The sequence below is a fragment of the Comamonas humi genome (assembly GCF_054782535.1).
Map to the genome: position 1 here is coordinate 315,654 of NZ_BAAGSH010000007.1, position 24,996 is coordinate 340,649.

At 68.0% G+C, this 24,996-nt stretch carries 23 protein-coding genes; 15 read left to right on the top strand and 8 right to left on the bottom strand.

The genetic code is table 11. From position 1 onward, the window contains the following. Nucleotides 1-28: 28 nt before the first annotated feature. Nucleotides 29-751: a TetR/AcrR family transcriptional regulator gene (locus tag ACYVKR_RS08660; RefSeq protein WP_460480402.1), complete on the bottom strand. Its 723-nt coding sequence runs from the start codon at nucleotides 749-751 to the stop codon at nucleotides 29-31. A gap of 122 nt (nucleotides 752-873) precedes the next feature. Here ACYVKR_RS08660 and ACYVKR_RS08665 point away from each other — a divergent pair, with 122 nt between their 5' ends. The 11 genes from ACYVKR_RS08665 (at nucleotide 874) to ACYVKR_RS08715 (ending at nucleotide 11,255) form a co-directional block, all read left to right on the top strand. Further along, entirely contained in the window at nucleotides 874-1,737 is an 864-nt protein-coding gene (locus ACYVKR_RS08665; RefSeq protein WP_460480403.1) for an ABC transporter ATP-binding protein, read from the top strand. Next, nucleotides 1,737-2,615 (top strand): branched-chain amino acid ABC transporter permease, encoded by an 879-nt coding sequence (locus ACYVKR_RS08670; RefSeq protein ID WP_460480404.1) that lies wholly within the window; start codon nucleotides 1,737-1,739, stop codon nucleotides 2,613-2,615. Before ACYVKR_RS08665 ends, ACYVKR_RS08670 begins: the two co-directional genes overlap by 1 nt. A 3-nt stretch (nucleotides 2,616-2,618) precedes the next feature. Then, nucleotides 2,619-3,656, top strand: coding sequence for a branched-chain amino acid ABC transporter permease (locus ACYVKR_RS08675; RefSeq protein ID WP_460480405.1), 1,038 nt, complete (start codon nucleotides 2,619-2,621; stop codon nucleotides 3,654-3,656). Between the two features lie 19 nt (nucleotides 3,657-3,675). Beyond that, a complete protein-coding gene (locus ACYVKR_RS08680) occupies nucleotides 3,676-4,863 on the top strand; it encodes an ABC transporter substrate-binding protein (protein WP_460480406.1) in 1,188 nt (395 codons plus the stop codon). A 118-nt stretch (nucleotides 4,864-4,981) separates the two neighbouring features. Next, on the top strand, nucleotides 4,982-5,803 hold the full coding sequence (locus tag ACYVKR_RS08685; RefSeq protein WP_460480407.1) for an ABC transporter ATP-binding protein: 822 nt from the start codon (nucleotides 4,982-4,984) through the stop codon (nucleotides 5,801-5,803). After that, nucleotides 5,800-7,614 carry an AMP-dependent synthetase/ligase gene (locus tag ACYVKR_RS08690; protein ID WP_460480408.1) on the top strand — a complete coding sequence of 605 codons (1,815 nt, stop codon included), beginning with the start codon at nucleotides 5,800-5,802 and terminating at the stop codon, nucleotides 7,612-7,614. Before ACYVKR_RS08685 ends, ACYVKR_RS08690 begins: the two co-directional genes overlap by 4 nt. 45 nt (nucleotides 7,615-7,659) lie before the next feature. Continuing rightward, nucleotides 7,660-8,439: an enoyl-CoA hydratase/isomerase family protein gene (locus tag ACYVKR_RS08695; RefSeq protein ID WP_460480409.1), complete on the top strand. Its 780-nt coding sequence runs from the start codon at nucleotides 7,660-7,662 to the stop codon at nucleotides 8,437-8,439. 55 nt (nucleotides 8,440-8,494) lie between these two features. Then, the gene (locus ACYVKR_RS08700; RefSeq protein WP_460480410.1) at nucleotides 8,495-8,791 is read left to right on the top strand and encodes a hypothetical protein; all 297 of its coding nucleotides are present in this window, start codon (nucleotides 8,495-8,497) and stop codon (nucleotides 8,789-8,791) included. Continuing rightward, entirely contained in the window at nucleotides 8,788-9,789 is a 1,002-nt protein-coding gene (locus ACYVKR_RS08705; RefSeq protein ID WP_460480411.1) for an LLM class flavin-dependent oxidoreductase, read from the top strand. Before ACYVKR_RS08700 ends, ACYVKR_RS08705 begins: the two co-directional genes overlap by 4 nt. A 4-nt stretch (nucleotides 9,790-9,793) precedes the next feature. Beyond that, nucleotides 9,794-10,483, top strand: a complete 690-nt coding sequence (locus ACYVKR_RS08710) for a helix-turn-helix transcriptional regulator (RefSeq protein WP_460480412.1) — start codon at nucleotides 9,794-9,796, stop codon at nucleotides 10,481-10,483. A gap of 115 nt (nucleotides 10,484-10,598) precedes the next feature. Beyond that, on the top strand, nucleotides 10,599-11,255 hold the full coding sequence (locus ACYVKR_RS08715; RefSeq protein WP_460480413.1) for a glutathione S-transferase family protein: 657 nt from the start codon (nucleotides 10,599-10,601) through the stop codon (nucleotides 11,253-11,255). A gap of 66 nt (nucleotides 11,256-11,321) precedes the next feature. Here the strand turns inward: ACYVKR_RS08715 and ccsB are convergent, their stop codons facing one another. The 3 genes from ccsB to ACYVKR_RS08730 form a co-directional block, all read right to left on the bottom strand. Continuing rightward, nucleotides 11,322-12,686, bottom strand: a complete 1,365-nt coding sequence (ccsB, locus tag ACYVKR_RS08720) for a cytochrome c biogenesis protein (RefSeq protein ID WP_460480414.1) — start codon at nucleotides 12,684-12,686, stop codon at nucleotides 11,322-11,324. Next, entirely contained in the window at nucleotides 12,686-14,842 is a 2,157-nt protein-coding gene (locus ACYVKR_RS08725) for a cytochrome c biogenesis protein ResB (RefSeq protein ID WP_460480415.1), read from the bottom strand. The genes ccsB and ACYVKR_RS08725 overlap by 1 nt, the downstream gene beginning before the upstream one ends. A gap of 105 nt (nucleotides 14,843-14,947) precedes the next feature. Beyond that, nucleotides 14,948-15,580, bottom strand: a complete 633-nt coding sequence (locus ACYVKR_RS08730) for a c-type cytochrome (protein ID WP_460480416.1) — start codon at nucleotides 15,578-15,580, stop codon at nucleotides 14,948-14,950. Between the two features lie 85 nt (nucleotides 15,581-15,665). On the opposite strand from ACYVKR_RS08730, the gene yihA reads away from it, so the two are divergent. Beyond that, on the top strand, nucleotides 15,666-16,358 hold the full coding sequence (yihA, locus tag ACYVKR_RS08735; RefSeq protein ID WP_460480417.1) for a GTP-binding protein: 693 nt from the start codon (nucleotides 15,666-15,668) through the stop codon (nucleotides 16,356-16,358). A gap of 13 nt (nucleotides 16,359-16,371) precedes the next feature. On the opposite strand, the gene ACYVKR_RS08740 is transcribed toward yihA, so the two are convergent. Both ACYVKR_RS08740 and ACYVKR_RS08745 read right to left on the bottom strand, forming a co-directional pair. Then, on the bottom strand, nucleotides 16,372-17,433 hold the full coding sequence (locus ACYVKR_RS08740) for an isocitrate/isopropylmalate dehydrogenase family protein (protein ID WP_460480418.1): 1,062 nt from the start codon (nucleotides 17,431-17,433) through the stop codon (nucleotides 16,372-16,374). A 62-nt stretch (nucleotides 17,434-17,495) separates the two neighbouring features. Next, nucleotides 17,496-18,464 (bottom strand): tripartite tricarboxylate transporter substrate binding protein, encoded by a 969-nt coding sequence (locus tag ACYVKR_RS08745; RefSeq protein ID WP_460480419.1) that lies wholly within the window; start codon nucleotides 18,462-18,464, stop codon nucleotides 17,496-17,498. 100 nt (nucleotides 18,465-18,564) lie between these two features. On the opposite strand from ACYVKR_RS08745, the gene ACYVKR_RS08750 reads away from it, so the two are divergent. Next, nucleotides 18,565-19,458 carry a LysR family transcriptional regulator gene (locus ACYVKR_RS08750; protein WP_460480420.1) on the top strand — a complete coding sequence of 298 codons (894 nt, stop codon included), beginning with the start codon at nucleotides 18,565-18,567 and terminating at the stop codon, nucleotides 19,456-19,458. 55 nt (nucleotides 19,459-19,513) lie between these two features. On the opposite strand, the gene ACYVKR_RS08755 is transcribed toward ACYVKR_RS08750, so the two are convergent. Then, nucleotides 19,514-20,386, bottom strand: a complete 873-nt coding sequence (locus ACYVKR_RS08755) for a lysophospholipid acyltransferase family protein (protein WP_460480421.1) — start codon at nucleotides 20,384-20,386, stop codon at nucleotides 19,514-19,516. Further along, nucleotides 20,383-21,225, bottom strand: a complete 843-nt coding sequence (locus tag ACYVKR_RS08760) for a lysophospholipid acyltransferase family protein (RefSeq protein WP_460480422.1) — start codon at nucleotides 21,223-21,225, stop codon at nucleotides 20,383-20,385. Before ACYVKR_RS08760 ends, ACYVKR_RS08755 begins: the two co-directional genes overlap by 4 nt. A gap of 127 nt (nucleotides 21,226-21,352) precedes the next feature. Between ACYVKR_RS08760 and metK the strand changes: the two genes are divergently transcribed. Both metK and ACYVKR_RS08770 read left to right on the top strand, forming a co-directional pair. Beyond that, nucleotides 21,353-22,534 (top strand): methionine adenosyltransferase, encoded by a 1,182-nt coding sequence (gene metK, locus ACYVKR_RS08765; RefSeq protein WP_460480423.1) that lies wholly within the window; start codon nucleotides 21,353-21,355, stop codon nucleotides 22,532-22,534. 371 nt (nucleotides 22,535-22,905) lie between these two features. Beyond that, a complete protein-coding gene (locus ACYVKR_RS08770) occupies nucleotides 22,906-24,990 on the top strand; it encodes a carbon starvation CstA family protein (RefSeq protein WP_460480424.1) in 2,085 nt (694 codons plus the stop codon). Nucleotides 24,991-24,996 lie beyond the last annotated feature (6 nt).

Genomic DNA, 24,996 nt, shown 5'->3' on the forward strand with positions numbered 1-24,996 from the left:
CCCTGCACGGGCCTGGCGGCCGCGATGCTCAGCGCCTGGGCGCGGCCGCACGCTTGCGGGCAGGGGGCGTGGCCAGCAGCACGCCCGACAGCAACTGCTCGATGCACTGGTCCGCGATCTGCTCGGGCGTGTATTCGCCCTCTTCCTGGTACCAGCGGCCGATCCAGCTCAGCGCCCCGGCGATCACGAACGCGGCCATCTTGGGGTCGCACGGCCGCAGCAGCTCCTGCTCGATACCCAGCGCCACCAGCTTGCGGAACTCCTGGTCGATGGCCGACTTCATGCGCCGCAGCTCCTTGCGGCTGTCGGCCGGCACCTGCTCGTCGCCCACGCGGATCAGGCAGGTGCCGAAAGGCTGGACGACGATGCCCGCATAGACCCGCATGCAGGCCCGCAGTTGGTCGAGCGCATTGCCGCCGGCCTGGCGCGACGCCTCGATGCCGTCGAGCGTCATGCGCAGGCCCTTGCGCACGCACTCCAGCAGGATCTCGTCCTTGTTCTTGACATAGTAGTACAAGGTCGGCTTGGTCACGTTCAGGCGCGCCGCGATGTCGTCGAGCGAAGTCGCCTGGAATCCGCGCTCGTTGAACATCTGCGCCGCCGTCGTCAGGACCGCATTGCGCTTGGCCTCGCGCTGCTGCCGCCGGTCCACCGGGGCCGCCCAGGGCGAATCCGGGGCGGCCGCCTTGCCCTTGGGCGCGGCCCGGGTGTTCTTGGTGGTCTTCGCACGCGCAGGCGCCATCGTCGTCATCCCCATGCACCGGGAAAATCCCGATGCTGCACCGAGTCATGGTCTACAGAATCTACTCGCAAGTAAACAGTCTACGCAAAAGTAAAACCACACCGGCCCGCACATACCCGTAGAGGAGACCGATGGAGACAACGCACCCGGGCAGCGCTCCCGCGCCGGCCCCCCTGCTGGAGGTGGACGGAGTGACGCTCGCCTTCGGCGGCGTCAAGGCGCTGTCCGGCGTGAGCTTCGGCGTGCAGCCGGGCTCCATCACCGCCGTCATCGGCCCCAACGGCGCGGGCAAGACCTCGCTGTTCAACACCATCTCCGGCTTCTACCGCCCGACCGGCGGCAGCATCCGCTTCCAGGGCACGGAGATCACCACGGTGCCGGCGCCCAGGCGTGCCCGGATGGGCCTGGGCCGCAGCTTCCAGAACATCGCGCTGTTCCGCGGCATGACGGTGCTCGACAACATCAAGCTCGGCCGCCACGCGCACCTCAGGACCAACGTGTTCGACGCCCTGTTCTACCTGGGCCGGGCCCGCCGCGAAGAGGCCGAGCTGCGCCGCGACATCGAGGAGCGCATCATCGATTTCCTGGAAATCGACCACATCCGCCATGCGCCGGTGGCCGCCCTCCCCTATGGCCTGCAAAAGCGCGTGGAGATGGCGCGGGCCCTGGCCATGCGGCCCGAGATCCTGATGCTGGACGAGCCGGTGGCCGGCATGAACCGCGAAGAGACCGAGGACATGGCGCGCTTCATCCTCGACGTGCGGGCCGAATGGGGCGTGACCGTGCTGATGGTGGAGCACGACATGGGCATGGTGATGGACCTGTCCGACCATGTGGTGGTGCTCAACTTCGGCCAGGTGATCGCGCAGGGCACGCCCGCCATGGTGCAGGCCGACCCCGAGGTCGCCCGCGCCTACCTGGGCTCGGGCGACGTGGGTGAACTGCGCCGCAAGCTGCAGGCCGCTGCACGGCCCGCCACCGCGGGAGCCGCGTGATGGACTGGGCCTACCTGTTCGAGATCAGCCTCACCGGCCTGGCCGGCGGCGGCCTGTACGCGCTGGCCGCCCTGGCCTTCGTGATGGTCTACAAGGCCACGCGCGTGGTCAACATCGCCATCGGCGAAATGCTGATGGCCGGCGGCTACCTGTTCTTCACCTTCGCCGCCATGTGGGCGATGCCGCTGTGGCTGGCGATTCCGGCGGCCGTCCTGGCCTGCGGGCTGCTGGGCGCGGTGATCGAGCGCACCATGATCCGCCCCCTGCTCGGCGAGCCGCCGATCTCCGTCTTCATGGTCACGGTCGGGCTGTCCTCGGTGCTGATTGGCCTGGTCGAAATGATCTGGACCGCCGACCAGCGCCGCCTGCCCGAGTTCATGCCGACCGAGCCCATCGTGATCGGCGAGGCCTTCCTCGCACCCAAGGTCTTCTGGGGCGCCGTGGTGGCCGCCGTGTTCATCGCCGCCGTGCTGCTGGTCTTCCGGTTCTGGCGGGGTGGGGTCGCGCTGCGCGCCACCGCCAGCGACCAGGCCGCGGCCTATTCGGTCGGCATCAACGTGCCCCGCGTGTTCTCGCTGGCCTGGGCGGCATCGGCCATGCTCGCGGCCATCTCTGGGATCATCGTCGGCTCGATCGGCGGCATCTCGTCGAGCATGGGGGTGTTCGGACTGTCGGTGCTGGTGGTGGTGATCGTGGGCGGGCTCGACAGCGTGCTGGGCGCCCTGGTCGGCGGTCTCGTCATCGGCCTGGTCGAGGCGCTGGCGGGCGGCTACCTGGGCGGCGAATACAAGCTGCTCGCCACCTTCGTTGTGCTGGTCGCCATTCTGATGGTCCGCCCCTACGGCCTGTTCGGCACGCATGAAATCGAAAGGCTGTAGACCATGCGCATCGGAACCCTCAAGGAAAGCTATGTCGCCGATGCGGCCCTGTTCGACTCGCGCACCCAGAAGGTCTGGCTGGGCCTGGGCGCGGCGCTGCTGGTGCTGCTGCCTTTCGTCGCCAGCGACTACTGGCTGTACCTGGCCTGCCTGGTCGCCATCAACGTGGCCAGCGCGACGGGGCTCAACATCCTGACCGGCTACACCGGCCTCGTCAGCCTGGGCCAGGCCGCCTTCATGGGGCTGGGCGCCTACACCGTGGCCATCCTGCAGACGCGCTGGGGCACGCCGCTGGCGCTCAACCTGCTGGCCGGTGGCGTGGTGGCCATGGTCGGCGGCATCATCGTCGGCATACCGTCGTTGCGCGTGAAGGGCCTGTACCTGGCCATCGCGACGATCGCCGCCTCGTTCATCGCACACTTCCTGTTCGCCAACCTCAAGGTCACGGGCGGCACGGCGGGCATCTCGATGCAGCCGGCCCGCCTGCTCGGCATCGAGCTGGACACCTCGTTCCGCCTGTACTGGCTGATCGTGCCGGTCACGGTGCTGATGCTGCTGGGGGCGGCGAACCTGTTCCGCACGCGCATAGGCCGGGCCTTCATCGCCATCCGCGACCGCGACATCTCGGCCGAGGTGCTGGGCATTCCCCTGCTGCGCTACAAGCTGCTGTCGTTCGGGCTGTCGTCGTTCTATGCGGGCGTGGCGGGCGGTCTCTGGGCCTGTTTCTTCCGCGTCGTCACGCCCGAGAGCTTCCCGCTCAGCATGTCCATCTTCTTCCTCGCCGCGATCATCGTCGGCGGCATGGGCTCGATCCTGGGCGGCATCCTAGGCGCGGCATTCATGACCATGGTGCCCGAGCTGCTCAAGCTCATCGTCGATCTGCTGCCCGGCGGCGCCGAACTCACCGTCTTTCTCTCGCCCGTGCGCCTCATCGTCTTCGGCGGGCTGATCGTTGCCTTTCTGGTGTTCGAGCCGCTGGGGCTCGCAGAAATGTGGCGCCGCGTGCGCCGCTTCTTCCACCTGTGGCCCTTCCGAAACTAAATCCCTAGGAGACCAAGACATGGCACAGCAACGCATTTCCACCCAACGCCGCCGCCTCATGCTGGGCGCAGCCGCCAGCGGGGCCGCCGCGCTCACGCAGCCGCTGGCGGTGCTGGCGCAGAGCGCCGAGGACATCGTCATCGGCGGATCGATCCCGATGACGGGCGTGTTCGCCTTTGCCGGCGTGGGCATCAACGCCGGCATCCAGGACTACGTGAAGATCATCAACGACGCCGGCGGCATCATGGGCCGCAAGGTGAAGTACGTGCCGGAGGACACGGGCTACAAGGTCGATGTCTCGGTCGCCGCCTTCAAGAAGCTGACCAGCCAGAACAAGATCCACCTGTACTACGGCGACTCGACCGGCTTTGCCAAGACCATCAACCCCGAGCTGGACCGCAACGGCCAGATCATGATGGCCGGCGCCTCGTTCGCGTCGGAGCTCAACGATCCCAAGAAGTACCCCAACCAGTTCCTGGTGGGCCCCGACTACACCGAGCAGATCGGCATCCTGCTCAAGCACATCGCCAAGGAGAAGCCCGGCGCCAAGGTGGCCTTCGTCTACTCCGATTCGGAGTTCGGCCGCGACCCGATCGAGCGCAGCGAGGCCGAGGCGAAGAAGCTGGGCCTGTCGGTGCCCATCAAGATCATGACGCCCGCAGGCAGCGTGGACGTGTCGACCGAGGTGATCAAGCTGCGCCGCGCCGCGCCCGACTACACCATCTTCCACGGCTACATCCTCGCGCCCATCCCCGAGTTCATCAACCAGGGCAAGCAGCAGGGCATGAAGAGCCAGTGGATGGGCACGTTCTGGACCATGGACAGCTCCACGGTGATGAAGATGGGCGAGGCCGCCGACGGCTTCATGGGCGTGATGCCCTTCCGCTACTACTACGACACCGAAAAGGCGCCGATGCTGGAGAAGATCCGCGCCATGCGCCCCGACTACCAGAGCACCGCCTACATCCAGGGCTTCCTGGCGGCGATGCTGTTCCTCGAATCGGCCAGGCGCTGCCTGGACGCGGGCAAGCCCCTGAGCGGCGCCAACCTCAAGGCGGCGCTCAACAGTCTGAAGGATTTCGACACCGGTGGCCTGATCGGCGTGCCGATCACCATCGGCGGCAACTCCATTCCCGTGGGCCGCGTCTACCGGGCCGACATGAAGAGCCAGAAGATGGTCGCCGCTTCGGACTGGATCAGGCTCTGAGAGGACTCAATTTTGATAGCTTCCTGCGCTTGATACATGGCATTTTCAAAATAGAAATGCATTGAAACCACCGAACAGTAAGCGCTGCAAGCTATCAAAATTTAAGCAGAACCCCGCCATGACCACTGCGCATGCCGACCATGTCCTCGAGGTGAACAACATCGAGGTCATCTACAACAAGGCCGTCCAGGCCCTGCGGGGCCTGTCGCTGGCCGTGCCGCGCGGCGAGATCGTGGCGCTGCTGGGCAGCAACGGCGCCGGCAAGAGCACCACGCTCAAGGCCATCTCGGGCCTGCTCGCGCTGGAGAATGGCGAACTCGAGTCCGGCACCGTGCGCTTCAAGGGCCGGGACACCGCTGGCGCCGCACCGCAGCAGCTGGTGCGCCAGGGGCTGTCGCACGTGATGGAGGGGCGCCGCGTGTTCGAAGACCTCACGGTCGAGGAGAACCTGGTCGCCTCCACCTACGCGCTCACCGGCCGCGGCCAGGCCGCCAGGCCCGATTTCGACCTGGTCTACAGCTACTTCCCGCGCCTGCACGAGCGGCGCAAGGGCCTGGCCGGCTACCTGTCGGGCGGCGAGCAGCAGATGCTGGCCATCGGCCGCGCACTGATCGCGCAGCCCGAGCTGATCCTGCTCGACGAGCCGTCCCTGGGCCTGTCGCCCAAGCTGACCGAAGACATCTTCGGCATCATCGCCCGCATCAACGCCGAGCGCTCCACCTCCATGCTGCTGGTGGAGCAGAACGCCACCGTCGCGCTGGCCGTGGCACACAGCGGCTACATCATGGAGAACGGGAAGATCGTCATCGACGGCTCCGCGGCCCGCCTGGCGAGCGACCCGGATGTACGCGAGTTCTATCTGGGCATGGGCGGCAGCGGCGAGGCCAGGAGCTTCAAGGACCTCAAGCACTACAAGCGCCGCAAAAGGTGGCTCTCATGAACCTCCCCGAACTCACCCTGCCGCAGATGCTGCGCCAGCGGGCCGCGAGCGACGCCGCGCGCGTGGCGATACGGCAAAAGGACTTCGGCATCTGGAAACCCATCAGCTGGGCGCAGTACCACCAACGCGCCTGCGATGTCGGCCTGGGCCTGTCGGCACTGGGCCTGGGCGCCGGCGGCCATGTCGGGGTGATCGCGGAGAACCGCGTCGAATGGGTGCTGGCGCAGATGGGGGCGGGCCTGATCGGCGCGATCACCGTCGGCGTCTACCCCACCAGCCCGGCCGCCGAGGTCGCCTACGTGGTCGGCCATGCCGACATCGAGATCATGGTCTGCGAGGACCAGGAGCAGACCGACAAGGTGCTCGAGGCGCGCAGCCAGCTGCCGCGCCTACGCAGGATCATCGTCATGGAGACCAAGGGCCTGCGCAGCTTCGCGCCCGAGGTGCGGGCGCTGATCAGCACGTTCGCGGAGGTCGAGCAGCTGGGCGCGGCCAGCCGCGACCGCGCCGCCATCGACACCGCGCTGGCGCGCCAGGCGCTGGACGACATCGGGTTGATGATCTACACCTCCGGCTCCACCGGCAAGCCCAAGGGCGCGATGATTTCGTGGCGCAACATGCGCGGCGTGGCGCCAGGCATCATCGACCGGCTGCGGCTCGACGCCGCCACCACCCACCTGTCGTACCTGCCGCTGTGCCATGTGGCCGAGCAGATGCTCACCACCTTCTGCCCCATCTACCTGGGCTCGCAGGTGAACTTCGGCGAATCGATACGCACCGTGCAGGAGGACCTGCGCGAGGTCGCGCCGACCATGTTCCTCGGCGTGCCGCGCATCTGGGAGAAGCTACACGCGGCGATCACCATCAAGATGCTGGAAACCGGGCGCCTGCGCCGCGCGCTGTACGCCAAGGCCCATGCCGCCTGCACGCCGCTGGCCGAGAAGCCGCGCCAGGATTGGACGCTGGGCGACAGGCTGCGCTTCGCGGCCAGCTACTGGCTGGTGTTCCGCGCGCTGCAGAACTTCATCGGCCTGCGCGAGGCCAAGGTGGCCCTGACCGGCGCAGCGCCCATCCCGCCCGACGTGGTGCGCTACTTCCGCGTGCTGGGCGTGCCGCTGGTGGAGGTCTATGGCCTGACCGAGTCCACCGGGATGGTCACCGGCCACGTGCGTGACCGCGTGGCCGTCGGCACCGTCGGCCCGGTCACGCAAGGCGTGGAATACCGCCTCGGCCCGACGGACGAGGCCGGCAACGGCGAACTCCAGATCCGGGGCGACATGGTGTTCGCCGGCTACTACAAGAACCCCGAGGCCACGGCGCAGACCATCCGCGACGGCTGGCTGCACACGGGCGACGTGGTGCGCGAAACCGATGGCCAGATCAGGATCGTCGATCGCCTGAAGGACATCATGATCACCGCCGGCGGCAAGAACCTGACCCCGTCCGAGATCGAGAACACGATGAAGGGCAGCCCCTACATCAAGGAATGCATCATCGTGGCCGAGGGCCGCCGCTTCGTGGCCGCGCTGGTGATGATCGATCTGGACACCGTCGGCAAGTGGGCCGAGGCGCAGCGCATTCCGTTCACGCATTTCCGCTCGCTGGCCGAGGCCCCGCAGGTGCGCGAGCTGATCGACGGCGAGATCCAGCGCGGCAATGCCCGCCTGGCCCCGGTCTCGCACATCCGCCGGTTCCATCTGCTCACCAAGGAGCTGGACCACGATGACGGCGAAGTCACCGCCACCATGAAGGTACGGCGCAGCAGCATCTACCAAGCCCATGCCGCAGCCATCGAAGCCATGTACCAGTAGCGCCGGGCGCCAGCCCGTGCCTGCACAAGCCCCAACCCGACGCCCATGACCACATCCCCACTGCTCACCAGCCGCCAGGGCGGCATCGTCACCTGGCAATTCAACCGCCCCGATGCACTGAATGCGCTGGACGTGCCCTTGGCCCAGGCCCTGCTGGCCGCCGCCCGCGAGGCGGCAGCCGATCGCGGCGTGCGCGCCGTCGTCATGAAGGGCGCGGGCAAGGCCTTCATGGCCGGTGGCGACCTGGCCACCCTGCAGGCCAACCCGGTGCAGGGCGCGGCCGATCTGCTGTGCGCCTTGAACGAGGTGGCCGCGCTGCTGGCGCAGCTCGATGCCCCGGTCATCGCACAGGTCCATGGCGTGGCCGCCGGCGGGGGCATGTCGCTGATGCTGCTGGCCGATTTCGTGCTCGCCGCCGAAGGCACGCGCTTCAACCTGGCCTACATCAACATCGGCACCAGTTGCGACGTAGGCGCCTCATGGTCGCTGCCGCGCCTGGTCGGCCTGCGCCATGCCCTTGAGATAGCCATGCTGGGCAACACCCTGGAAGCCGACGAGGCGCAGCGCCTGGGCCTCATCAACCGGGCCGTGCCCGCCGCGGAGCTGGAGGTCGCCGTACGGCAGCTGGCCGAGCGCCTGGCCAGCGGCCCCACCACCGCGCTCGGCCACATGCGGCGCCTGATGCGCGCCAGCTTCGACCGCGACCTGGCCTCGCAGTTAGCGGCCGAGGCGTCGGCCTTCAATGCCTGTGCCCACACCGCCGACCTGCCCGAGGGCATTGCCGCGTTCTTCGGCAAGCGCCAGCCCCGCTTCGGCGGCCGGTAGCCCCGGCCCCAACCCTGCCTGGCAAGGGGCATCCCTCTTTGCCACAATGGCCGGCATGTTGGAATCCCTTCGCGCCTGGAGCGCTCCCTATGGCGGCGACCTGTTCCTGTGGGTTGCCCTGCTGAGTCTCGTCAGCTACCTCGTCCTGTGGCGGTTCAAGTCCCGCCTCTCCGCGGCCCAGCTGCGCCGCATCATCCGCCTGGCGGCACTGGTGGCGCTGCCGCTGTCCTGGCTGGCCATCCAGCAGGGCGAAAACCATCTCACCGCCGCCATCACGCCCCTGGTCTGGTGCGTGGTGCTGGGCATCACCTGCGCCCGCGAGATCGCGCGCCGCAACGAGGAGCAAGCATGACATCCGCTACCGACGTCCGCCTTTCCATGCTCGATCTGGTAGCCGTGCGCGAGGGCGGCACGGTGGCCCAGGCGCTGCAGCTGGCGGTGCGCACCGCGCAGCATGTCGAGTCGCTGGGCTTTTCGCGCTACTGGCTGGCCGAGCACCACAACATGCCGGGCATCGCCAGTTCGTCCACCGCCGTGCTGATCGGCCACATCGCCCAGGCTACGCAGCACATCCGCGTCGGCTCGGGCGGCATCATGCTGCCCAACCACGCGCCGCTGGTGGTGGCCGAGGCCTTCGGCACGCTGGCCGAGCTGTACCCGGGCCGCATCGACCTGGGCCTGGGCCGCGCGCCCGGCACCGACGGCATGACCATGCGCGCGCTGCGCCGCGACCGCGTGGAGACCGAGGACGATTTCCCGCGCGACGTGGCCGAGCTGCAGCGCCTGCTGGCCCCCGCCCAGCCGGGCCAGAAGTTGGTGGCCACTCCGGGCGCCGGCACCAATGTGCCGATCTGGCTGCTGGGGTCGAGCCTGTTCTCGGCGCAGCTGGCCGCGCACCTGGGTCTGCCGTATGCCTTCGCCTCGCACTTCGCGCCGCGCATGCTGCACCAGGCCGTGCAGCTGTACCGCCACCTGTTCAAGCCCTCGGCCCAGCTGGCCAAGCCCTATGTGGCCGTGGGTGCGCCGGTGATCGCCGCCCCCACCGACACCGAGGCCGAGTACCTGGCCAGCAGCACCTACCAGCGGGTGCTGGGCATACTCACCGGCCGGCGCGGCCTGCTGCCGCGCCCGGTCGAGAACTACACCGCCCAGCTCAGCGAGCAGGAGCGCCATGCCATCGGCGACTTCCTGGCCGTGGCCTCCATCGGCGGGCCGGACCGCGTGCGCGAGCGCCTGCTGCAGCTGCAGGCCGACACCGGCGCCGATGAGCTGATCCTGGTGAGCGACGTCTACGACGGCGACCTGCGCCTGCGCTCGCTGGAGATCACCGCCCAAGTGATGGCCCACTGACGCCATGAGCCGCTCCGCCCGGCTGCTGCAACTGCTCGACCAGCTGCGGCGCGCGCGCCAGGCCACCAGCGGCCCGGCGCTGGCCCAGGCGCTGGGCGTGAGCCTGCGCACCATCTACCGCGACATCGCCACGCTGCGCACGCAGGGCGCGGTGATCGAGGGCGACCCGGGCGTGGGCTACGAGATGCGGCCCGGCTTCGTGCTGCCGCCGCTGATGTTCACGCCCGACGAGCTGGAGGCCCTGCTGCTGGGTGCGCGCTGGGCCAGCCGCCAGGCCGACCCGCAGCTGGCCGGCGCGGCCGCCACGGCCATGGACCGCATCCGCAGCGCGCTGCCGCTGGACCTGCGCATCGCCGTGGACACCAGTGGCCTGCTGGTGCCGGCCCTGCATGGCGAGCCGGCGCCCGAGCCCTGGCAGGCCGCGCTGCGCATCGCCATCCGGCGGCAGCACAAGGTGCTGCTGCAGTACACCGACCAGCAGGGCCAGGCCACCGAGCGGCTGGTGTGGCCGTTTGCCATGGCCTTCTTCGACCACAGCCGCATCGTCGCGGCCTGGTGCGAGCTGCGCCAGGACTTCCGTCACTTCCGCGCCGACCGGGTGCGCGGCGTGGTCGACCGGCAGCAGCGCTACCCCGACCACCGCCAGAGCCTGATCGAGCGCTGGTCGCGGCAGACGGGCTACCGCATGGACTGAAAGTCGGGCCGCATGCTGACAAAAACTGTCAGCATACCTGCCTAGAGTAGCGCCATGGCACCGTCGCCATGCGATACGGAGACCCCGCATGCTGGGTACCTTCAGGAGAGCTTCCATGACATCTTCCACGCTGCGCTTTTTCTTCAACCCCATGTCCCGCGCCCGCATGGTGCGCTGGATGCTGGAGGAATGCGGTGCCGAGTACGAGGGCGTGCAGCTCGAGTTCGGCACCACGATGAAGTCGCCCGACTACCTGGCGATCAACCCCATGGGCAAGGTGCCGGCCATCACCGACGGCGGCACGGTCATCACCGAGACCGGCGCCATCCTCGCCTACCTAGCCGACAAGTACCCGCACAAGCAGCTGGCGCCCGCCGTGGGCAGCGCGGCGCGGGGCGAGTACTACCGCTGGCTGTTCTTCGTCGGCGGCCCGGTCGAGGCGGCCACTACGGCCAAGTCCGAAGGCTGGCTGCAGGACCAGACCGCGCGGCAGGCCGTCTCCGCCAGTTACGGCCGCTTCGACGACCTGGTGCGCACGCTGGAGCAGGCCGTGGCCGGCAAGCGCTACCTCTGCGGCGACCACTTCACCGCCGCCGACCTGTACATGGCGAGCTACCTGCGCTGGTCCATGATGACGGGCCAGCTGCCGCAGAAGGAGGTGTTCCAGGCCTATGCCGAGCCGCTGTGCGCCCGCCCCGCGGCGCTGCGCGCCAACGCCATCGACGCGCTGCCCGGCCAGGCCCAGGGCGCCGCGCTGGCCAAGCAAGGCTGACGCTATAAAAACAATAGCCTCCAGCGCTTATTACATAAGCGCTGGAGGCTATTTTTATGGAAAGGCTTACAGCGCCCCGTAGCTGTGCAGGCCCGACAGGAACATGTTCACACCCAGGAAGGCGAAGGTCGTCACCGCCAGCCCCACCAAGGCCCACCAGGCCGACACCGTGCCGCGCAGGCCCTTGATGAGCCGCATGTGCAGCCAGGCCGCGTAGTTCAGCCAGACGATCAGCGCCCAGGTCTCCTTCGGGTCCCAGCTCCAGTAGCCGCCCCAGGCCTCGGCGGCCCACAGCGCGCCCAGCACGGTGGCGATGGTGAAGAAGGCAAAGCCCACGGCGATGGCCTTGTACATCAGGTCGTCCAGCACCTCGGGCGCCGGCAGGCGCTCGGCGATGCGCTTGCGGCCCAGCAGGATGCCGGCCACGATCAGCGCCGAGATGCCGAAGTACACGATCCAGTAGCTGCTGCCCTTGCCATCGGTCGCCGTCTGGCGGAACACGATGGGCTCGAAGCACAGCACCACGCCCAGCAGCCACAGCGGCGCGAGCTTGTACCAGCGCGTCTCGCCGGCCTGCTGCTTGATCAGGTAGGCAAAGGCCACCATGGCCGACAGCGCGAAGGTGCCGTAGCCCACGAAGTTGGCGGGCACGTGCAGCTTCATCCACCAGCTCTTGAGGGCCGGCACCAGCGGCTGGATCTCGTGCGCCTGGCGCACCAGCGTGTACCACAGCAGAAAGCCCACGGCCGCGCTCACCACCAGCATCACGAAGCCGCCCAGCGCGCGCGTACCGTAGTGCTGCTCGTAGTACAGGTAGAACAGCGCCGTCATCCAGCTGAACAGCACGAACACCTCGTACAGGTTGCTGACGGGGATGTGGCCGATGTCCGGCCCGATCAGGTAGCTCTCGTACCAGCGCACCATGGTGCCCACCAGCGCCATGGTGATGGCCACCCAGGCGATGCGCGTGCCCATGGCCGACATGGCCACGCCCTCGCCGCGCGAGAACATGCCCACCCAGTAGAAGATGGTGCTCATGAAGAACAGCACGCTCATCCACAGGATGGCCGACTGGCTGGACAGGAAGTACTTGAGCCCGAACACCGTCTCCGAGCGCGCCAGTGCGCCGGCGCCGTCGGCCTGGTACAGCGACAGCGCCAGCAGCGACAGCGCCGCCACCACCGCCATCAGCACCTGCAGCGGGCGCCAGAACCAGCCCAGCGCGATCGCGCTGGGCACGGTGCCGATCAGGATGCCCTTCTCGTACACGTCCATGGCGTGGCCGTAGCGCTGGAAGGCGAACGCGCCGCCCAGGACGACAGCGAGCGCGAACACCCAGTCGAGCACATTGCGCCGCGCGAAATAGCCTTGGTTCAACGTCACCGTCTGGCCGCGCGGCTGCTGCGGCGACGGGGTAGCGATGGTATTCATCACGATCCTTGCGCGGGCCTGGTGCCCGGAGAATGGTATGGGGTGGCGCCGATCAGTTGCTGCGCCAGCTGTTCAAATTCGCGGTCGGTGTCCAGCAGCTTGCGGTTCGACGACAGCGCCATCTTAGCGACAGCGCCGCCCGAGGCCCCGGGCGATATCCACACCCACACGCGCCTTTCGCGCACGTAGAGCATGCCGAACACGCCCAGGATCAGCAGCAGGCAGCCCAGGTAGACCACGTTCTTGCCCGGCGCGCGCGCCACCTGGAACACGCTGGCCTGCACCTGCTGGAAGTCGGCCAGCTCGAACACCATGGGCTCGGGGTAGAGCTGGATGTCGCTGAGCGAGAGCACGGCCTGGGTCATGAAGCGCTGGGTCGCGTCGTCCTGCGGCAGCGGCGGCTTGCCGGCCTGCTCGCGGCTCATCTGCGCCAGCTCGAACAGCACGCCGTTCAGGATGCGTACCAGCACCTCGCCGGCCTTGGAGCGCTCGGCCTCGGGCACGTTGGCCTCCATGAAGTCGGACACCGCCTGCAGCCCGCCCACGCGCTCGCCCTTGTCGCCCGCCTGGCCGGCGAACATGGTCACGGCCTTCAGCGCCGATTGGCTCAGCTGCGCGCGCAGATCGGCGCGGTCGCCCGCCACCGACATCTCGGCGTAGCGCCGCACAGCCTCCTCGCGCTGGCGCGGGTCGTCGAGCGCGGCCTTGAGCGCGAAGAAGCCGCGCCAGCTGCGGTCGCCATCCGCCGGAATGCGCAGGTAGCGGAACTCCGCGGCCACGGCCTCGCGCACGCCCCACAGGAACACCGGCTGGCCGTCGCCGGTGTCCACCGGCAGCATGTAGTTGTTGAACTCGCGCGCCTGGCCCGCGGCGTCGCGCAGCTTGTAGCTCACGCTCGGGCCCACGTTGCGCAGCTCCTTGCTGGTCGTGGTCTTGTTGCCCGCACCCAGGTGCGATTCGATGGTGGTCTTGATGTCGACCTTGCGCACGTCGGCGCCGCTGCTGCCGCTGGCGCCCGTGAGGTTCTCGACGTTGATGGTGCGCAGGCCGGTGAACTCCAGCGTCAGCGGGGGCTTGCCCTCGCCGGTGGAGATGCGCGTGGAGCCGCCCACCACGCCGCTCACGTCGAAGGGCTTGAAGCCGGTGGCCAGCGGCACGGCCTGCAGCTTGATCTTGGAGCCGCCGTCATCGAAGCTCGACTGGTAGATCTCCACGCCCTTGTAGCTCGCCGGGTGGTTGACCTCGATGCGCTTTTCGAGCTGCGCGCCGGTTTCCTTGTCGTGGATCACGACCTCGCTGGCGAACAGCTTGGGCATGCCGGTGGAGTAGTACTCGACGATGAACTTCTTCAGCTCGATCGCGAAGGGCAGCTCCTGCACCAGGATGCCGTCGGACTGCGTGAGGATGGCCGAGCCGGACTGCGTGCCCTCGGCCACCAGCAGGTTGCCGCGGAAGGTGGGGTTGCGTGCCGACAGCCGGTGCTCGGGCGCGACCTCGGAGATCAGCCCGCCGCCGCTGTAGGTGCTCTTGCCGCCCAGCAGCATCTGCGCGCGCACGATCAGGTCGCCGTCGAGCAGGCCGCCCAGGCAGATCAGCACGATGGCGCTGTGCGCGGCGAGGTAGCCGATCTTGTTGGCCGCGCCGGCCTTGGCGGCCACCATCCAACCCGCGCCGGCGGGGGTCTCGCGCTGCTGCAGCCGCACCTTCCAGCCGCCGCCGGCCATGGCCTGGCCGATGCGCTGCGCGGCCTCGCCGGGAGCCTCGGCCAGCGTGGCCTCGGCCTTGTGGTGGAAGGCCTGCAGGCTCTGCGCGCGGATGTTCTCCTTGTAGCTGCGCAGGTCAGCCAAATACTTGGGCGCGTGCTTGGAGATGCACAGCGAGGTGCTGGTGACCAGGAAGGCCAGGATCAGCAGGAACCACCAGGCGCTGTATACCGTGTTGAGCTTGAGCGCCAGGAACAGCTGCGCCCAGAACGGCCCGAACTGGTTCACGTAGTTGACGGCGGGCTCGCCCTGCTTGAGCACGGTACCGATCACCGAGGCGATGCAGATCACCGTCAGCAAGGCGATGGCGAAGCGCATCGAGGACAGCAGCTCCAGCAGCGAGCGCCGCGACACGGCGGCGCCCCTTGGCGGGCTGCCGGACATTTCCGACATAGACGACCTATCTCACAACAAAGACAAAGGGCGAATCATCTCAGAAGATGGATTCGCCCCGATTGAATATCACACATGCCCGGCAAGCCTGCCGGATCGCGCCGATCAACGCAGGCCGGCGATGTAGTCGGAAACTGCCTTGATTTCCTTGTCGTTCATCTTCGCGGCGACCTGCACCATCGGCGTGCTGTTGGCACGCTTGCCGTCGCGGAAGTCGTGCAGCTGCTTGACGGTGTAGTCCGCATTCTGGCCCGACAGGCGCGGGTACTGGGCCGGCACGCCAGCGCCGTTGGGGCTGTGGCAGCCGGCGCAGGCGGCGATCTGGCGGTCGGGGATGCCGCCGCGGAAGATGCGCTCGCCCATGGCGACCGTGTCCTTGTCCTTGGCGAAGCCGGCCTTGGCGGGCTTGGTGGCCAGCCAGTACGAGACGTTGCGCATGTCAGCATCGGACAGCGCGGCCGCCATGCCCTTCATGACCGGGTCGTTGCGCTTGCCGGACTTGAATTCCTGCAGCTGCTTGATCAGGTATTCGGGGTGTTGCTGCGCCAGCTTGGGGTTGATGGCGATCGATGCGTTGCCGTCGGCGTTGTGGCAGGCGGCGCACACCGCCGTGTAGCTGGCTTCTCCCTTGGCCAGGTCCGGCTTGGCTGCCGCGGCAGGCGCCTCCGATGCGGAAAATGCAGAAAAAGCAGGGACAGCCAGAGCAGCAGCAGTCAGCAGGGAGGCTAGCAACTTCATATCGGGGGTCTTTGTCTAATGTTTATGGTTATGAGGCCAAATCGGCGCGATTCTACAATGATGCCTCATTAGAGCTCAACTGCACATGACGACAACACCTAGTAGCGCGCCCGCGCTTGACGCAGCACAAACCATCGACGGCAAGGCCGCGATGGGCTGGATGCACACCGCCCGCTTCCTGACCACGGCTGCCCAGCTGCACCACCTGCCCGAGGCGCAGGTGCCGGAGTTCGCCTTCGTGGGCCGCTCGAACGCAGGCAAATCCACCTGCATCAACACGCTCACGCAGCAAAAGCAGCTGGCCTTCGCCTCGAAGAAGCCCGGCCGCACCCAGCACATCAACCTGTTCGCGCTGGGCAAGCAGGGCGTGACGGATGCCGTGCTGGCCGACCTGCCGGGCTATGGCTACGCCGCCGTGTCGCGCGACGACAAGCTGCGCTGGCAGCAGGTGATGGTGAACTACCTCGTCAGCCGGCCGGGCCTGACCGGCATTGTGCTGCTGTGCGATCCGCGCCTGGGCCTGACCGAGCTGGACGAGGCGCTGCTGGAGATCATCCGCCCGCGCGTCGAGCAGGGCCTGAAGTTCCTGGTGCTGCTGACCAAGGCCGACAAGCTGACCCGCGCCGAGCAGGCCAAGGTGCTGTCCATTACGCGACTCAATGCCGGCGGCGGCGAGGTGATGCTGTTCTCGGCCCTCAAGAAGCAGGGCGTGGAACAGGTGGCGCAACTGCTGTGGCAGTGGTCGCACCCGGCCCAGCCCGTCCCGGCGCCCGTCTAGGCTCCGTTCACGTTCAGGCCGCCAGCAGGCGCCGCGCGAAGGCCTGGCCGGTGGCGGCCGTGCCCAGGCGGCCGCCCGCATCCCGCGTGACCTCACCCGCCTGCACGGCCGCGCCGGCGGCACGCTCGATGGCCTCGGCCGCGGCCAGGAAAGCCTGCAGGCCGTGGCGCTGCCCGTGCCAGCCCAGCAGTTGCCCCGCCGAAAGGATCAGCGAGAACGGGTTGGCGATGTCCTGCCCGGCAATATCGGGCGCCGAGCCGTGCGCGGCCTGCCCCATGGCGTGGTCGCGGCCGGCATTTACCGAGCCGCCCAGGCCCAGGCTGCCGGACAGCTCCGCGGTCAGGTCCGACAGGATGTCGCCGAACATATTGGTGGTCACGATCACGTCGAAGCGCTGCGGTGCGCGCACCACGTGGGCCATCATGGCGTCGACGATGAATTCGTCCACCAGCACCTCGGGAAAATCGCGCGCCATGCGCTGGCATTCCTCGATGAACATGCCGTCGCCGATGCGCAGCACATTGGCCTTGTGCACGATGCTCACGTGCCGCCGCCTGGTCATCGCCAGCTCGAACGCCGAGCGCGCGATGCGCGCGCAGCATTCGCGCGTGATGCGGCGCAGCGAGACCGCGACATCCGGCGTGATCAGCATTTCGCTGCCGCCCGAGGCGATATTGCGGTCTGCATAGAAGCCCTCGGTGTTCTCGCGCACCACCACCAGGTCGAACGCGCCGACCTTGTTGGGCACGCCGGGCCAGGTGCGCGCCGGCCGGATGTTGGCGTACAGGTCGAGTTCCTTGCGGAAGAACTTGGATGGGTTGATCTCGCCCTTGCTTTCATCCTTGAAGTCGTAGGTGGACATGGGGCCGAGCATCAGCCCGTCGGCGGCCTTGACCTTGGCCAGCAGCGCCGGCGTCACCGTGGCGCCGTGGCGGCGCAGGCTCTCATGCCCGGCCAGGTCGTGGTCGAGCGCCAGGTTCAGGTCGAAGCGCTGCGAGGCGGCCTGCAGCGCCTCGACCGTGGCGGCCATGGTTTCCGGGCCGATGCCGTCCCCGGGAAGTACGACGATTTTCATGAAGGGTTTCCATTCGTTGACAGGTTGAAGAACGCGCTTGCGGGCCTGGCCGGATTCGGCGCCTAGCGCAACTGCATGCCAGGCGCGGCGGCCACCTTGCGCCACAGCGCCAGCTCCTGCTGCAGCGTTTCGCCGAACGCGGCGGGTGCGAGGCGCGCCGGATCGGCGCCCTCGTGCTGCAGCCGGCCCTTGACCGGCTCCGCGGCCGCGGCGTCATTCACCGCGCGGTTCAGCGCCTCGACGATCGGTGCCGGCGTGCGGGCCGGCGCCAGCACACCCCACCAGGTGGTCACGTCGTAGCCTGGCACACCTGCCTCGGCCAGCGTCGGCAGATCGGGGAACAGGCGCGAGCGCCTGGCGCTGGTCACGGCCAGCAGGCCGAGCTTGCCGTCCTTCAGGTGGCTCTGGATCGTGGGTACGGTGGCGAAGAACAGGTCCACGCGCCCGGAAAGCAGCTCCACCGTGGCCGGGGCGCTGCCCTTGAAGGGCACGTGCGTCATGGCCAGCCCGGTTTTCTGGCGGAACATCTCGCCCGCCAGGTGGTTGATGCTGCCATTGCCGGCGGAGCAGAAGTTCAGCCCCTCGGGCCGGGCCTTGGCCGCCGCCATGAGCTGGGCCACGCTGCCCACGCCGAGCTGCTTGCTCGCGACGACCAGCAGCGGGCCGCGGCCGATCATGGCCACGGGCGCGAAGTCCTTGACCGGATCGTAGGGCAGCCGGGGCTCGACGGCCGCATTGGTGGCGAAGGTGGAGGTGGCGAACAATAGCGTGTAGCCGTCGGGCGCCGCCTTGGCCACGGCCTGGGCGCCTATCGAGCCGCCGGCGCCGCCGCGGTTGTCCACCACCACCGGCTGGCCCAGGCGCTCGGCCAGGGTCTTGGCGATGTCACGCGCGATGCTGTCGGTGCCGCCGCCTGCGGCGAAGGGCACGACCAGGGTGATGGGCCGTGCAGGCCACGGGGCCTGGGCCAGGGCTACGAGCGGCATGGCGGCCAGCCAGCCCAGGGCGGTCTTCCAGCGGGAAAAGGACATGGGAGCCTCCTTGAGAACCTTGCAATCCATGGCGTGCATCTTCGCGGCAGCGCATTTCGCTGTAAATTGCAAATATCTGCTTGATTGATTTGATTTACGCATGAATTTCGACCTCTCCGACCTGCGCGCCTTCGTGGCCGTGGCCGACCTCGCCAGTTTTCGCGCCGCCGCCGAGGCCCTGCACCTGTCCCAGCCTGCGCTGTCGCGCCGGGTGGACAAGCTGGAGCAGGCGCTGGGCTTCCGCCTGCTGGAGCGCAGCACCCGCAAGGTGGAGCTGAACGCCATGGGCCGGGCTTTCCTGCCGCGGGCCCGGCATGTGCTGGCCGAGCTGGACATCGCGCTGCTAGGCATGGCCGAGCTGACCGAGCGCATCCACGGCCTGGTCACCGTCGCCTGCATCCCTTCGGCGGTGGACAAATTCGTGGCGCACGCCGCACGCGGCTTTCAGCAGCGCTTTCCGCGCATCCGCCTGCGCGTGCTGGACCAACCTGCACCGGACATCCTGATGTCGGTTTCGAGGGGCGAGGCCGATTTCGGCATCAGCTACCTGGGCACCCAGGAGCCCGACCTGGAATTCGATCCGCTGGTCGACGAGCCCTTTGTGCTGGCCTGCCGCCGCGACCATCCGCTGGCACGGCGCCCGGCCATCGAATGGCGCGAGCTGGCCGACCACGACTGCATCGCGCTGGCGCCGGGCAGCGGCAACCGCCTGCTGATCGAGCAAGGACTGGCGGGCAGCGGCGCCCGCCCGCGCTGGCGCTGCGAGGCGCAGCATGTTCCGGCCGTGCTGAGCCTGGCCGAGGCAGGGGTGGGCGTGGGCGCGGTGCCGCAGCTGGCGCTGCCCGGCACGGCCGGCGCGCTGGTGGGCGTGCCCCTGGTGGCGCCGCGTATCGCACGCAGCGTGGGGGTGGTGCACCGGCGCGGCCGGCCGCTGGCGCCTGCGGCGCAGGCCTTCCTGGATGCCGTGGCAGCCGCGCAGGCTGAGGGTGATTGACTATTATTTAAATAGCATTCAGCGCTTACCTAGAAAGCGCTAGAGGCCATTTTCTTCAATAAAGCGACGGCTGCCCCTCGGGCCGCGTCTTGAAGCGCTTGTGCACCCAGTAGTACTGGGCCGGCATGGTCATGATGGCGGCCTGCAGCTCGCGGTTCATGCGGGCCGTGTCGGCCACGTGGTCGTCGGTGGGAAAGTCCTGCCACGCGGGCGTCAGCTCGGCCACATAGCCCTCGGGCGTCATGCGGTTGTACAGCGCCACCACCTTGGCCTTGCCCAGGCGCGCAAAGCGCGACAGCGACGGGATGGTCGCCGTCTCGGGCACTGCGAAGAAGGGCACGAACACCGAATCGTTCGGGCCGTAGTCCATGTCGGGCAGCAGGTACAGCAGGCCGCCCTTGCGCAGGCACGAGATGATGGGCTTGACGCCATCCGCCCGGTTGAGCATGCGCACGTTGCCGAAGCGCTGGCGCCCGGCCATGAACCAGGCGTCGAGCACCGGATCGGGGTTGGTCGCGTAGATGGACGTGAACTCGCGGCTGGTGTTGAGCGGCAGCGCCAGCCCGCCGGCATCCATGCTGTAGAAGTGCGGCGCGAACACGATGGTGGCCTCGCCGCCCTCCAGTTCGTGCGTGGCACCCACCAGCTTCACCCGGCTGCGCACCAGCTCCTCGGAGCCGAACCACAGCCAGCTGCGGTCGAGAAAGGTCTGGCAGAAGACCTCGAAGCTTTCGCGCGCCCAGGCCTTGCGCTGGGCCTCGGGCAACTCGGGAAAGCTCAGTTCCATATTGCGCAAGGCGATCCGCCGGCGCTGGCGCGCCAGCACGAACAGCGCACGGCCGATGAACTTGCCCAGCCCGCGCAGCACGGGCAGCGGCAGCCTGGCCAGCACATGCATGCAGCCTATCCCGATCCGGCTGCCGCTCATGCCTGCTGCTCGCTTTCCACACGCGGTTGCTTGTAGCGCCCATAGCCCCACAGGTACTGCTGCGGGCATTGGCGGATGGTGTTCTCCATGGCCGCGTTGATCTGCTGCACGGCAGACTCCAGCGATTGCGATGTGGGCACAGACAGCTCCTCCAGATACAGCGTATAGCCTCGCCCCCAGGGCAGACGTTCGCAGCGGGCCACGATGACCGCCGCGCCGGTTTGCAGCACCAGGCGTGCCGCCAGCGTCATCGTATAGGCATCGCGGCCGAAAAAAGGCGACCACACGCCCAGGCCGTTGGGCGGCACCTGGTCGGGCAGCAGGCCCACGGCCGCGCCCTGGCGCAGCGCCTTGATCATCTGGCGCACGCCCGACAGCGTGGTCGGCACCGCCTGCACGCCGGGGCGGTTGCGCGCGGTCTCGAGAATCTCGGCCAGCCAGCCCTGGCGGGCCGGGCGGTACAGCACCGTGATGTCGCCATGCGCGGCGGCCCAGCGCTGCGCCGCAGCCTGCACCGACATCTCGAAGCAGCCCAGGTGCGGCGTGAGGAACACGATGCCCTTGCCCGCGGCATAGGCCTGCTCGGCGCATTCCGGGTTGACGATGGAGCAGTCCGGCAACCGGCCCAGCCAGATGCGCGGCATCTCGAACACCATGCGCCCGGCATGGCCCACGGCGGCGCGCACCTGGGCAAACCCATAGCCCGCCTGCCGCGCATTGGCGCCGAAGCGGCGCCGGTAGGTGGGCGAGAGCACGAACACCAGCCATCCCATGGCCGCGCCCAGCGCATGCAACAACCACAAGGGCGCCGCGGAAAAGAGACGAAATACAACAGGCATTAGAATACGCGGGTCGCTGAGTTAAAGAGCAACTTGCAGGGCGACGTTAAACCCCACTGCTAAAGCGTTCGCCAGGCTCCAGGCCCGGGCAGCGCAATGTGCCCCATCTACCCCAGGAGTTTATTCAATGGCGAGCGATTTTCTGTTCACGTCCGAATCGGTTTCCGAAGGCCATCCCGACAAGGTGGCTGACCAGATCTCGGATGCGATTCTGGACGCTATTTTCACCCAAGACCCCCACAGCCGCGTGGCTGCCGAGACCTTGACGAACACCGGTCTGGTGGTGCTGGCCGGCGAAATCACCACCGGCGCCAACGTCGACTACATCCAGGTCGCGCGCGACACCATCAAGCGCATCGGCTACGACAACACCGAATACGGCATCGACTACAAGGGCTGCGCCGTGCTCGTGGCCTACGACAAGCAGAGCCAGGACATCGCCCAGGGCGTGGACCATGCCTCGGACGACCACCTGAACACCGGCGCCGGCGACCAGGGCCTGATGTTCGGCTACGCCTGCGACGAGACGCCCGAGCTGATGCCCGCGCCGATCTACTATGCGCACCGCCTGGTCGAGCGCCAGGCGCAGTTGCGCAAGGACGGCCGCCTGCCCTTCCTGCGCCCCGACGCCAAGAGCCAGGTGACCATGCGCTATGTGGACGGCAAGCCCCACAGCATCGACACCGTGGTGCTGTCCACCCAGCACAGTCCCGACCAGTCCGAGTCGGCCTCGAAGATGAAGGCCTCGTTCACCGAGGCGATCATCGAGGAGATCATCAAGCCCGTGCTGCCCAAGGAATGGCTGCAGGACACCAAGTACCTGATCAACCCCACCGGCCGCTTCGTGGTCGGCGGTCCCCAGGGCGACTGCGGCCTGACCGGCCGCAAGATCATCGTCGACACCTACGGCGGCGCCTGCCCCCACGGCGGCGGCGCCTTCTCGGGCAAAGACCCGACGAAGGTGGACCGCTCGGCCGCCTACGCCGCGCGCTACGTGGCCAAGAACGTGGTGGCCGCCGGCCTGGCGCGCCAGTGCCAGGTGCAGGTGGCCTACGCCATCGGCGTGGCCCGCCCGATGAACATCACGGTCTACACCGAAGGCACGGGCGTGATCCCCGACGCCGAAATCGCCAAGCTGGTGGCGGCGCACTTCGATCTGCGCCCCAAGGGCATCATCCAGATGCTGGACCTGCTGCGCCCGATCTACAGCAAGACCGCCGCCTACGGCCACTTCGGCCGCGAAGAGCCCGAGTTCACCTGGGAAAGAACCGACAAGGCAGCAGTGCTGCGCGCTGCTGCGGGCCTGTAAGGCCCCGAGCGCAGCGAGCTTGCCGGTTCTTCGGCGCAGGCTCACATCGCTTGCGATGTGAAGGGCCTCTGGCCCGGCCGAAGCCAAAAGACGGACAAAGCGGCAGTGCTGCGCGAAAGCGCAGTTTCCGTGCGCGGGCGGAGTTCATATCGCTTGCGATGTGAACGCAGACCAAAAACCGACAAGGCGGCAGTGCTGCGCGCTGCTGCCGGCCTGTAAAACTCCCGCCCGAGAACACCCCCTACGTAACAACCACTGGGTACACGCCCGGTGGTTTTTTTTTGCCGATTGCCACCAAAATGGCCCGGTCGATGCCGTCACGCACGGGCGTCCGGCCTGTGCTGCGGAGAACTCTAGGGAGGATTTTCGGCATGCAGCAGCAACCATCGAAAAGCGGGGTCAGCCACGTCGGCTGGGTCCTGCTCGCCGCCATAGGGGCGGCCTGTCTGGGCGTCGTCGCCCTGCGGCGCGGAGAGCCCGTCAATGCCATCTGGCTGGTGGCCGCCGCCGTCAGCATCTACCTGGTGGCTTACCGCTACTACAGCCTGTTCATCGCCACCAAGGTGATGGGGCTCGATGCCAGGCGCGCCACGCCGGCCGTGCTCAACAACGACGGCCTGGACTACGTGCCCACCAACAAGCACGTGCTGTTCGGCCACCACTTCGCCGCCATCGCCGGCGCCGGCCCGCTGGTGGGCCCGGTGCTGGCCGCGCAGATGGGTTACCTGCCCGGCACGCTGTGGCTGATCGCCGGCGTGGTGCTGGCCGGCGCGGTGCAGGACTTCATGGTGCTGTTCATCTCCACGCGGCGCAACGGCCGCTCGCTGGGTGAACTGGTGCGCGAGGAAATGGGCCAGGTGCCCGGCACCATCGCCCTGTTCGGCGCCTACCTGATCATGATCATCATCCTCGCCGTGCTGGCGCTGATCGTGGTCAAGGCGCTGGCCGAGAGCCCCTGGGGCATGTTCACCGTGATGGCGACCATGCCCATCGCGCTGTTCATGGGCGTGTACATGCGCTACATACGCCCGGGGCGCATCGGCGAGATCTCCGTCGTCGGCCTGATCCTGCTGCTGGGCTCCATCTGGGCCGGCGGCCGGGTGGCAGCCAGCCCGGAATGGGGCCCGGCCTTCACCTTCACCGGCATCCAGATCACCTGGATGCTGATCGCCTACGGCGCCATCGCCTCGCTGCTGCCGGTGTGGCTGCTGCTGGCGCCGCGCGACTACCTCTCCACCTTCCTCAAGATCGGCACCATCATCGCGCTGGCGCTGGGTATTCTGATCGTGGCGCCGCAGTTCAAGATGCCGGCGCTGACCCAGTTCACCGACGGCACCGGCCCGGTCTGGAAGGGCAGCATGTTCCCCTTCCTGTTCATCACCATCGCCTGCGGCGCGGTGTCGGGCTTCCATGCGCTGATCTCCTCGGGCACCACGCCCAAGCTGCTCGACAACGAGGTCAACGCCCGCTACATCGGCTACGGCGGCATGCTCATGGAGTCCTTCGTGGCCATCATGGCCATGGTGGGTGCCTGCGTGATCGAGCCCGGCGTGTACTTCGCGATGAACAGCCCGCCGGCCCTGGTGGGCGGCGACGTGCAGAGCGTGGCGGCCGCGGTGAGCCAGTGGGGCTTCCACATCACGCCCGAGCAGCTGGACCAGGTCGCCAAGGACGTGGGCGAGCACACCATCCTCGCGCGCGCCGGCGGCGCGCCCACGCTGGCCGTGGGCATTGCCTTCATCCTGCACCAGGCGCTGCCGGGCGAGAACATGATGGCCTTCTGGTACCACTTCGCCATCCTGTTCGAGGCGCTGTTCATCCTGACGGCCGTGGACGCCGGCACGCGCGCCGGGCGCTTCATGCTGCAGGACCTGCTGGGCAACTTCGTGCCCGTGCTGAAGAAGACCGATTCGCTGCTGGCCAACCTCATAGGCACCGCCGGCTGCGTGGCCATGTGGGGCTGGCTGCTGTACCAGGGCGTGGTCGATCCGCTGGGCGGCGTGAACACGCTGTGGCCGCTGTTCGGCATCTCCAACCAGATGCTGGCGGCCATTGCGCTGATGCTGGGCACGGTGGTGCTGATCAAGATGAAGCGCGGCCAGTACGCCTGGGTCACGGCCGTGCCTGCGGCCTGGCTGGTGCTGTGCACCTCGGCGGCCGGCCTGATCAAGCTGCTCGACCCCAACCCGGCCGTCGGCTTCGTGAGCCTGGGCAAAAAGTACAGCGACGCCGTGGCCGCGGGCCAGCTGATCGCGCCGGCCAAGAGCATGGAGCAAATGAAGGCCATCGCCTTCAACGCCTACACCAATGCCACGCTGACAGCGATCTTCCTGCTGGTGGTCTTCAGCGTGCTGGTCTATGCGTTCAAGGTGTCGCTGCAGGCCCGGCGCGAATCGGGCCGCACCGACCGCGAAACCCCCTTCGAGCCCATGCCGGCCGCCGCCGGCGGTCGCTGAGGAGAC

Coding starts and splice junctions, on each gene's coding strand:
- ACYVKR_RS08660 (WP_460480402.1), bottom strand. CDS start 751: ATGACGACGATGGCGCCTGCGCGTGCGAAGACCACCAAGAACACCCGG.
- ACYVKR_RS08665 (WP_460480403.1), top strand. CDS start 874: ATGGAGACAACGCACCCGGGCAGCGCTCCCGCGCCGGCCCCCCTGCTG.
- ACYVKR_RS08670 (WP_460480404.1), top strand. CDS start 1,737: ATGGACTGGGCCTACCTGTTCGAGATCAGCCTCACCGGCCTGGCCGGC.
- ACYVKR_RS08675 (WP_460480405.1), top strand. CDS start 2,619: ATGCGCATCGGAACCCTCAAGGAAAGCTATGTCGCCGATGCGGCCCTG.
- ACYVKR_RS08680 (WP_460480406.1), top strand. CDS start 3,676: ATGGCACAGCAACGCATTTCCACCCAACGCCGCCGCCTCATGCTGGGC.
- ACYVKR_RS08685 (WP_460480407.1), top strand. CDS start 4,982: ATGACCACTGCGCATGCCGACCATGTCCTCGAGGTGAACAACATCGAG.
- ACYVKR_RS08690 (WP_460480408.1), top strand. CDS start 5,800: ATGAACCTCCCCGAACTCACCCTGCCGCAGATGCTGCGCCAGCGGGCC.
- ACYVKR_RS08695 (WP_460480409.1), top strand. CDS start 7,660: ATGACCACATCCCCACTGCTCACCAGCCGCCAGGGCGGCATCGTCACC.
- ACYVKR_RS08700 (WP_460480410.1), top strand. CDS start 8,495: ATGTTGGAATCCCTTCGCGCCTGGAGCGCTCCCTATGGCGGCGACCTG.
- ACYVKR_RS08705 (WP_460480411.1), top strand. CDS start 8,788: ATGACATCCGCTACCGACGTCCGCCTTTCCATGCTCGATCTGGTAGCC.
- ACYVKR_RS08710 (WP_460480412.1), top strand. CDS start 9,794: ATGAGCCGCTCCGCCCGGCTGCTGCAACTGCTCGACCAGCTGCGGCGC.
- ACYVKR_RS08715 (WP_460480413.1), top strand. CDS start 10,599: ATGACATCTTCCACGCTGCGCTTTTTCTTCAACCCCATGTCCCGCGCC.
- ccsB (WP_460480414.1), bottom strand. CDS start 12,686: ATGAATACCATCGCTACCCCGTCGCCGCAGCAGCCGCGCGGCCAGACG.
- ACYVKR_RS08725 (WP_460480415.1), bottom strand. CDS start 14,842: ATGTCGGAAATGTCCGGCAGCCCGCCAAGGGGCGCCGCCGTGTCGCGG.
- ACYVKR_RS08730 (WP_460480416.1), bottom strand. CDS start 15,580: ATGAAGTTGCTAGCCTCCCTGCTGACTGCTGCTGCTCTGGCTGTCCCT.
- yihA (WP_460480417.1), top strand. CDS start 15,666: ATGACGACAACACCTAGTAGCGCGCCCGCGCTTGACGCAGCACAAACC.
- ACYVKR_RS08740 (WP_460480418.1), bottom strand. CDS start 17,433: ATGAAAATCGTCGTACTTCCCGGGGACGGCATCGGCCCGGAAACCATG.
- ACYVKR_RS08745 (WP_460480419.1), bottom strand. CDS start 18,464: ATGTCCTTTTCCCGCTGGAAGACCGCCCTGGGCTGGCTGGCCGCCATG.
- ACYVKR_RS08750 (WP_460480420.1), top strand. CDS start 18,565: ATGAATTTCGACCTCTCCGACCTGCGCGCCTTCGTGGCCGTGGCCGAC.
- ACYVKR_RS08755 (WP_460480421.1), bottom strand. CDS start 20,386: ATGAGCGGCAGCCGGATCGGGATAGGCTGCATGCATGTGCTGGCCAGG.
- ACYVKR_RS08760 (WP_460480422.1), bottom strand. CDS start 21,225: ATGCCTGTTGTATTTCGTCTCTTTTCCGCGGCGCCCTTGTGGTTGTTG.
- metK (WP_460480423.1), top strand. CDS start 21,353: ATGGCGAGCGATTTTCTGTTCACGTCCGAATCGGTTTCCGAAGGCCAT.
- ACYVKR_RS08770 (WP_460480424.1), top strand. CDS start 22,906: ATGCAGCAGCAACCATCGAAAAGCGGGGTCAGCCACGTCGGCTGGGTC.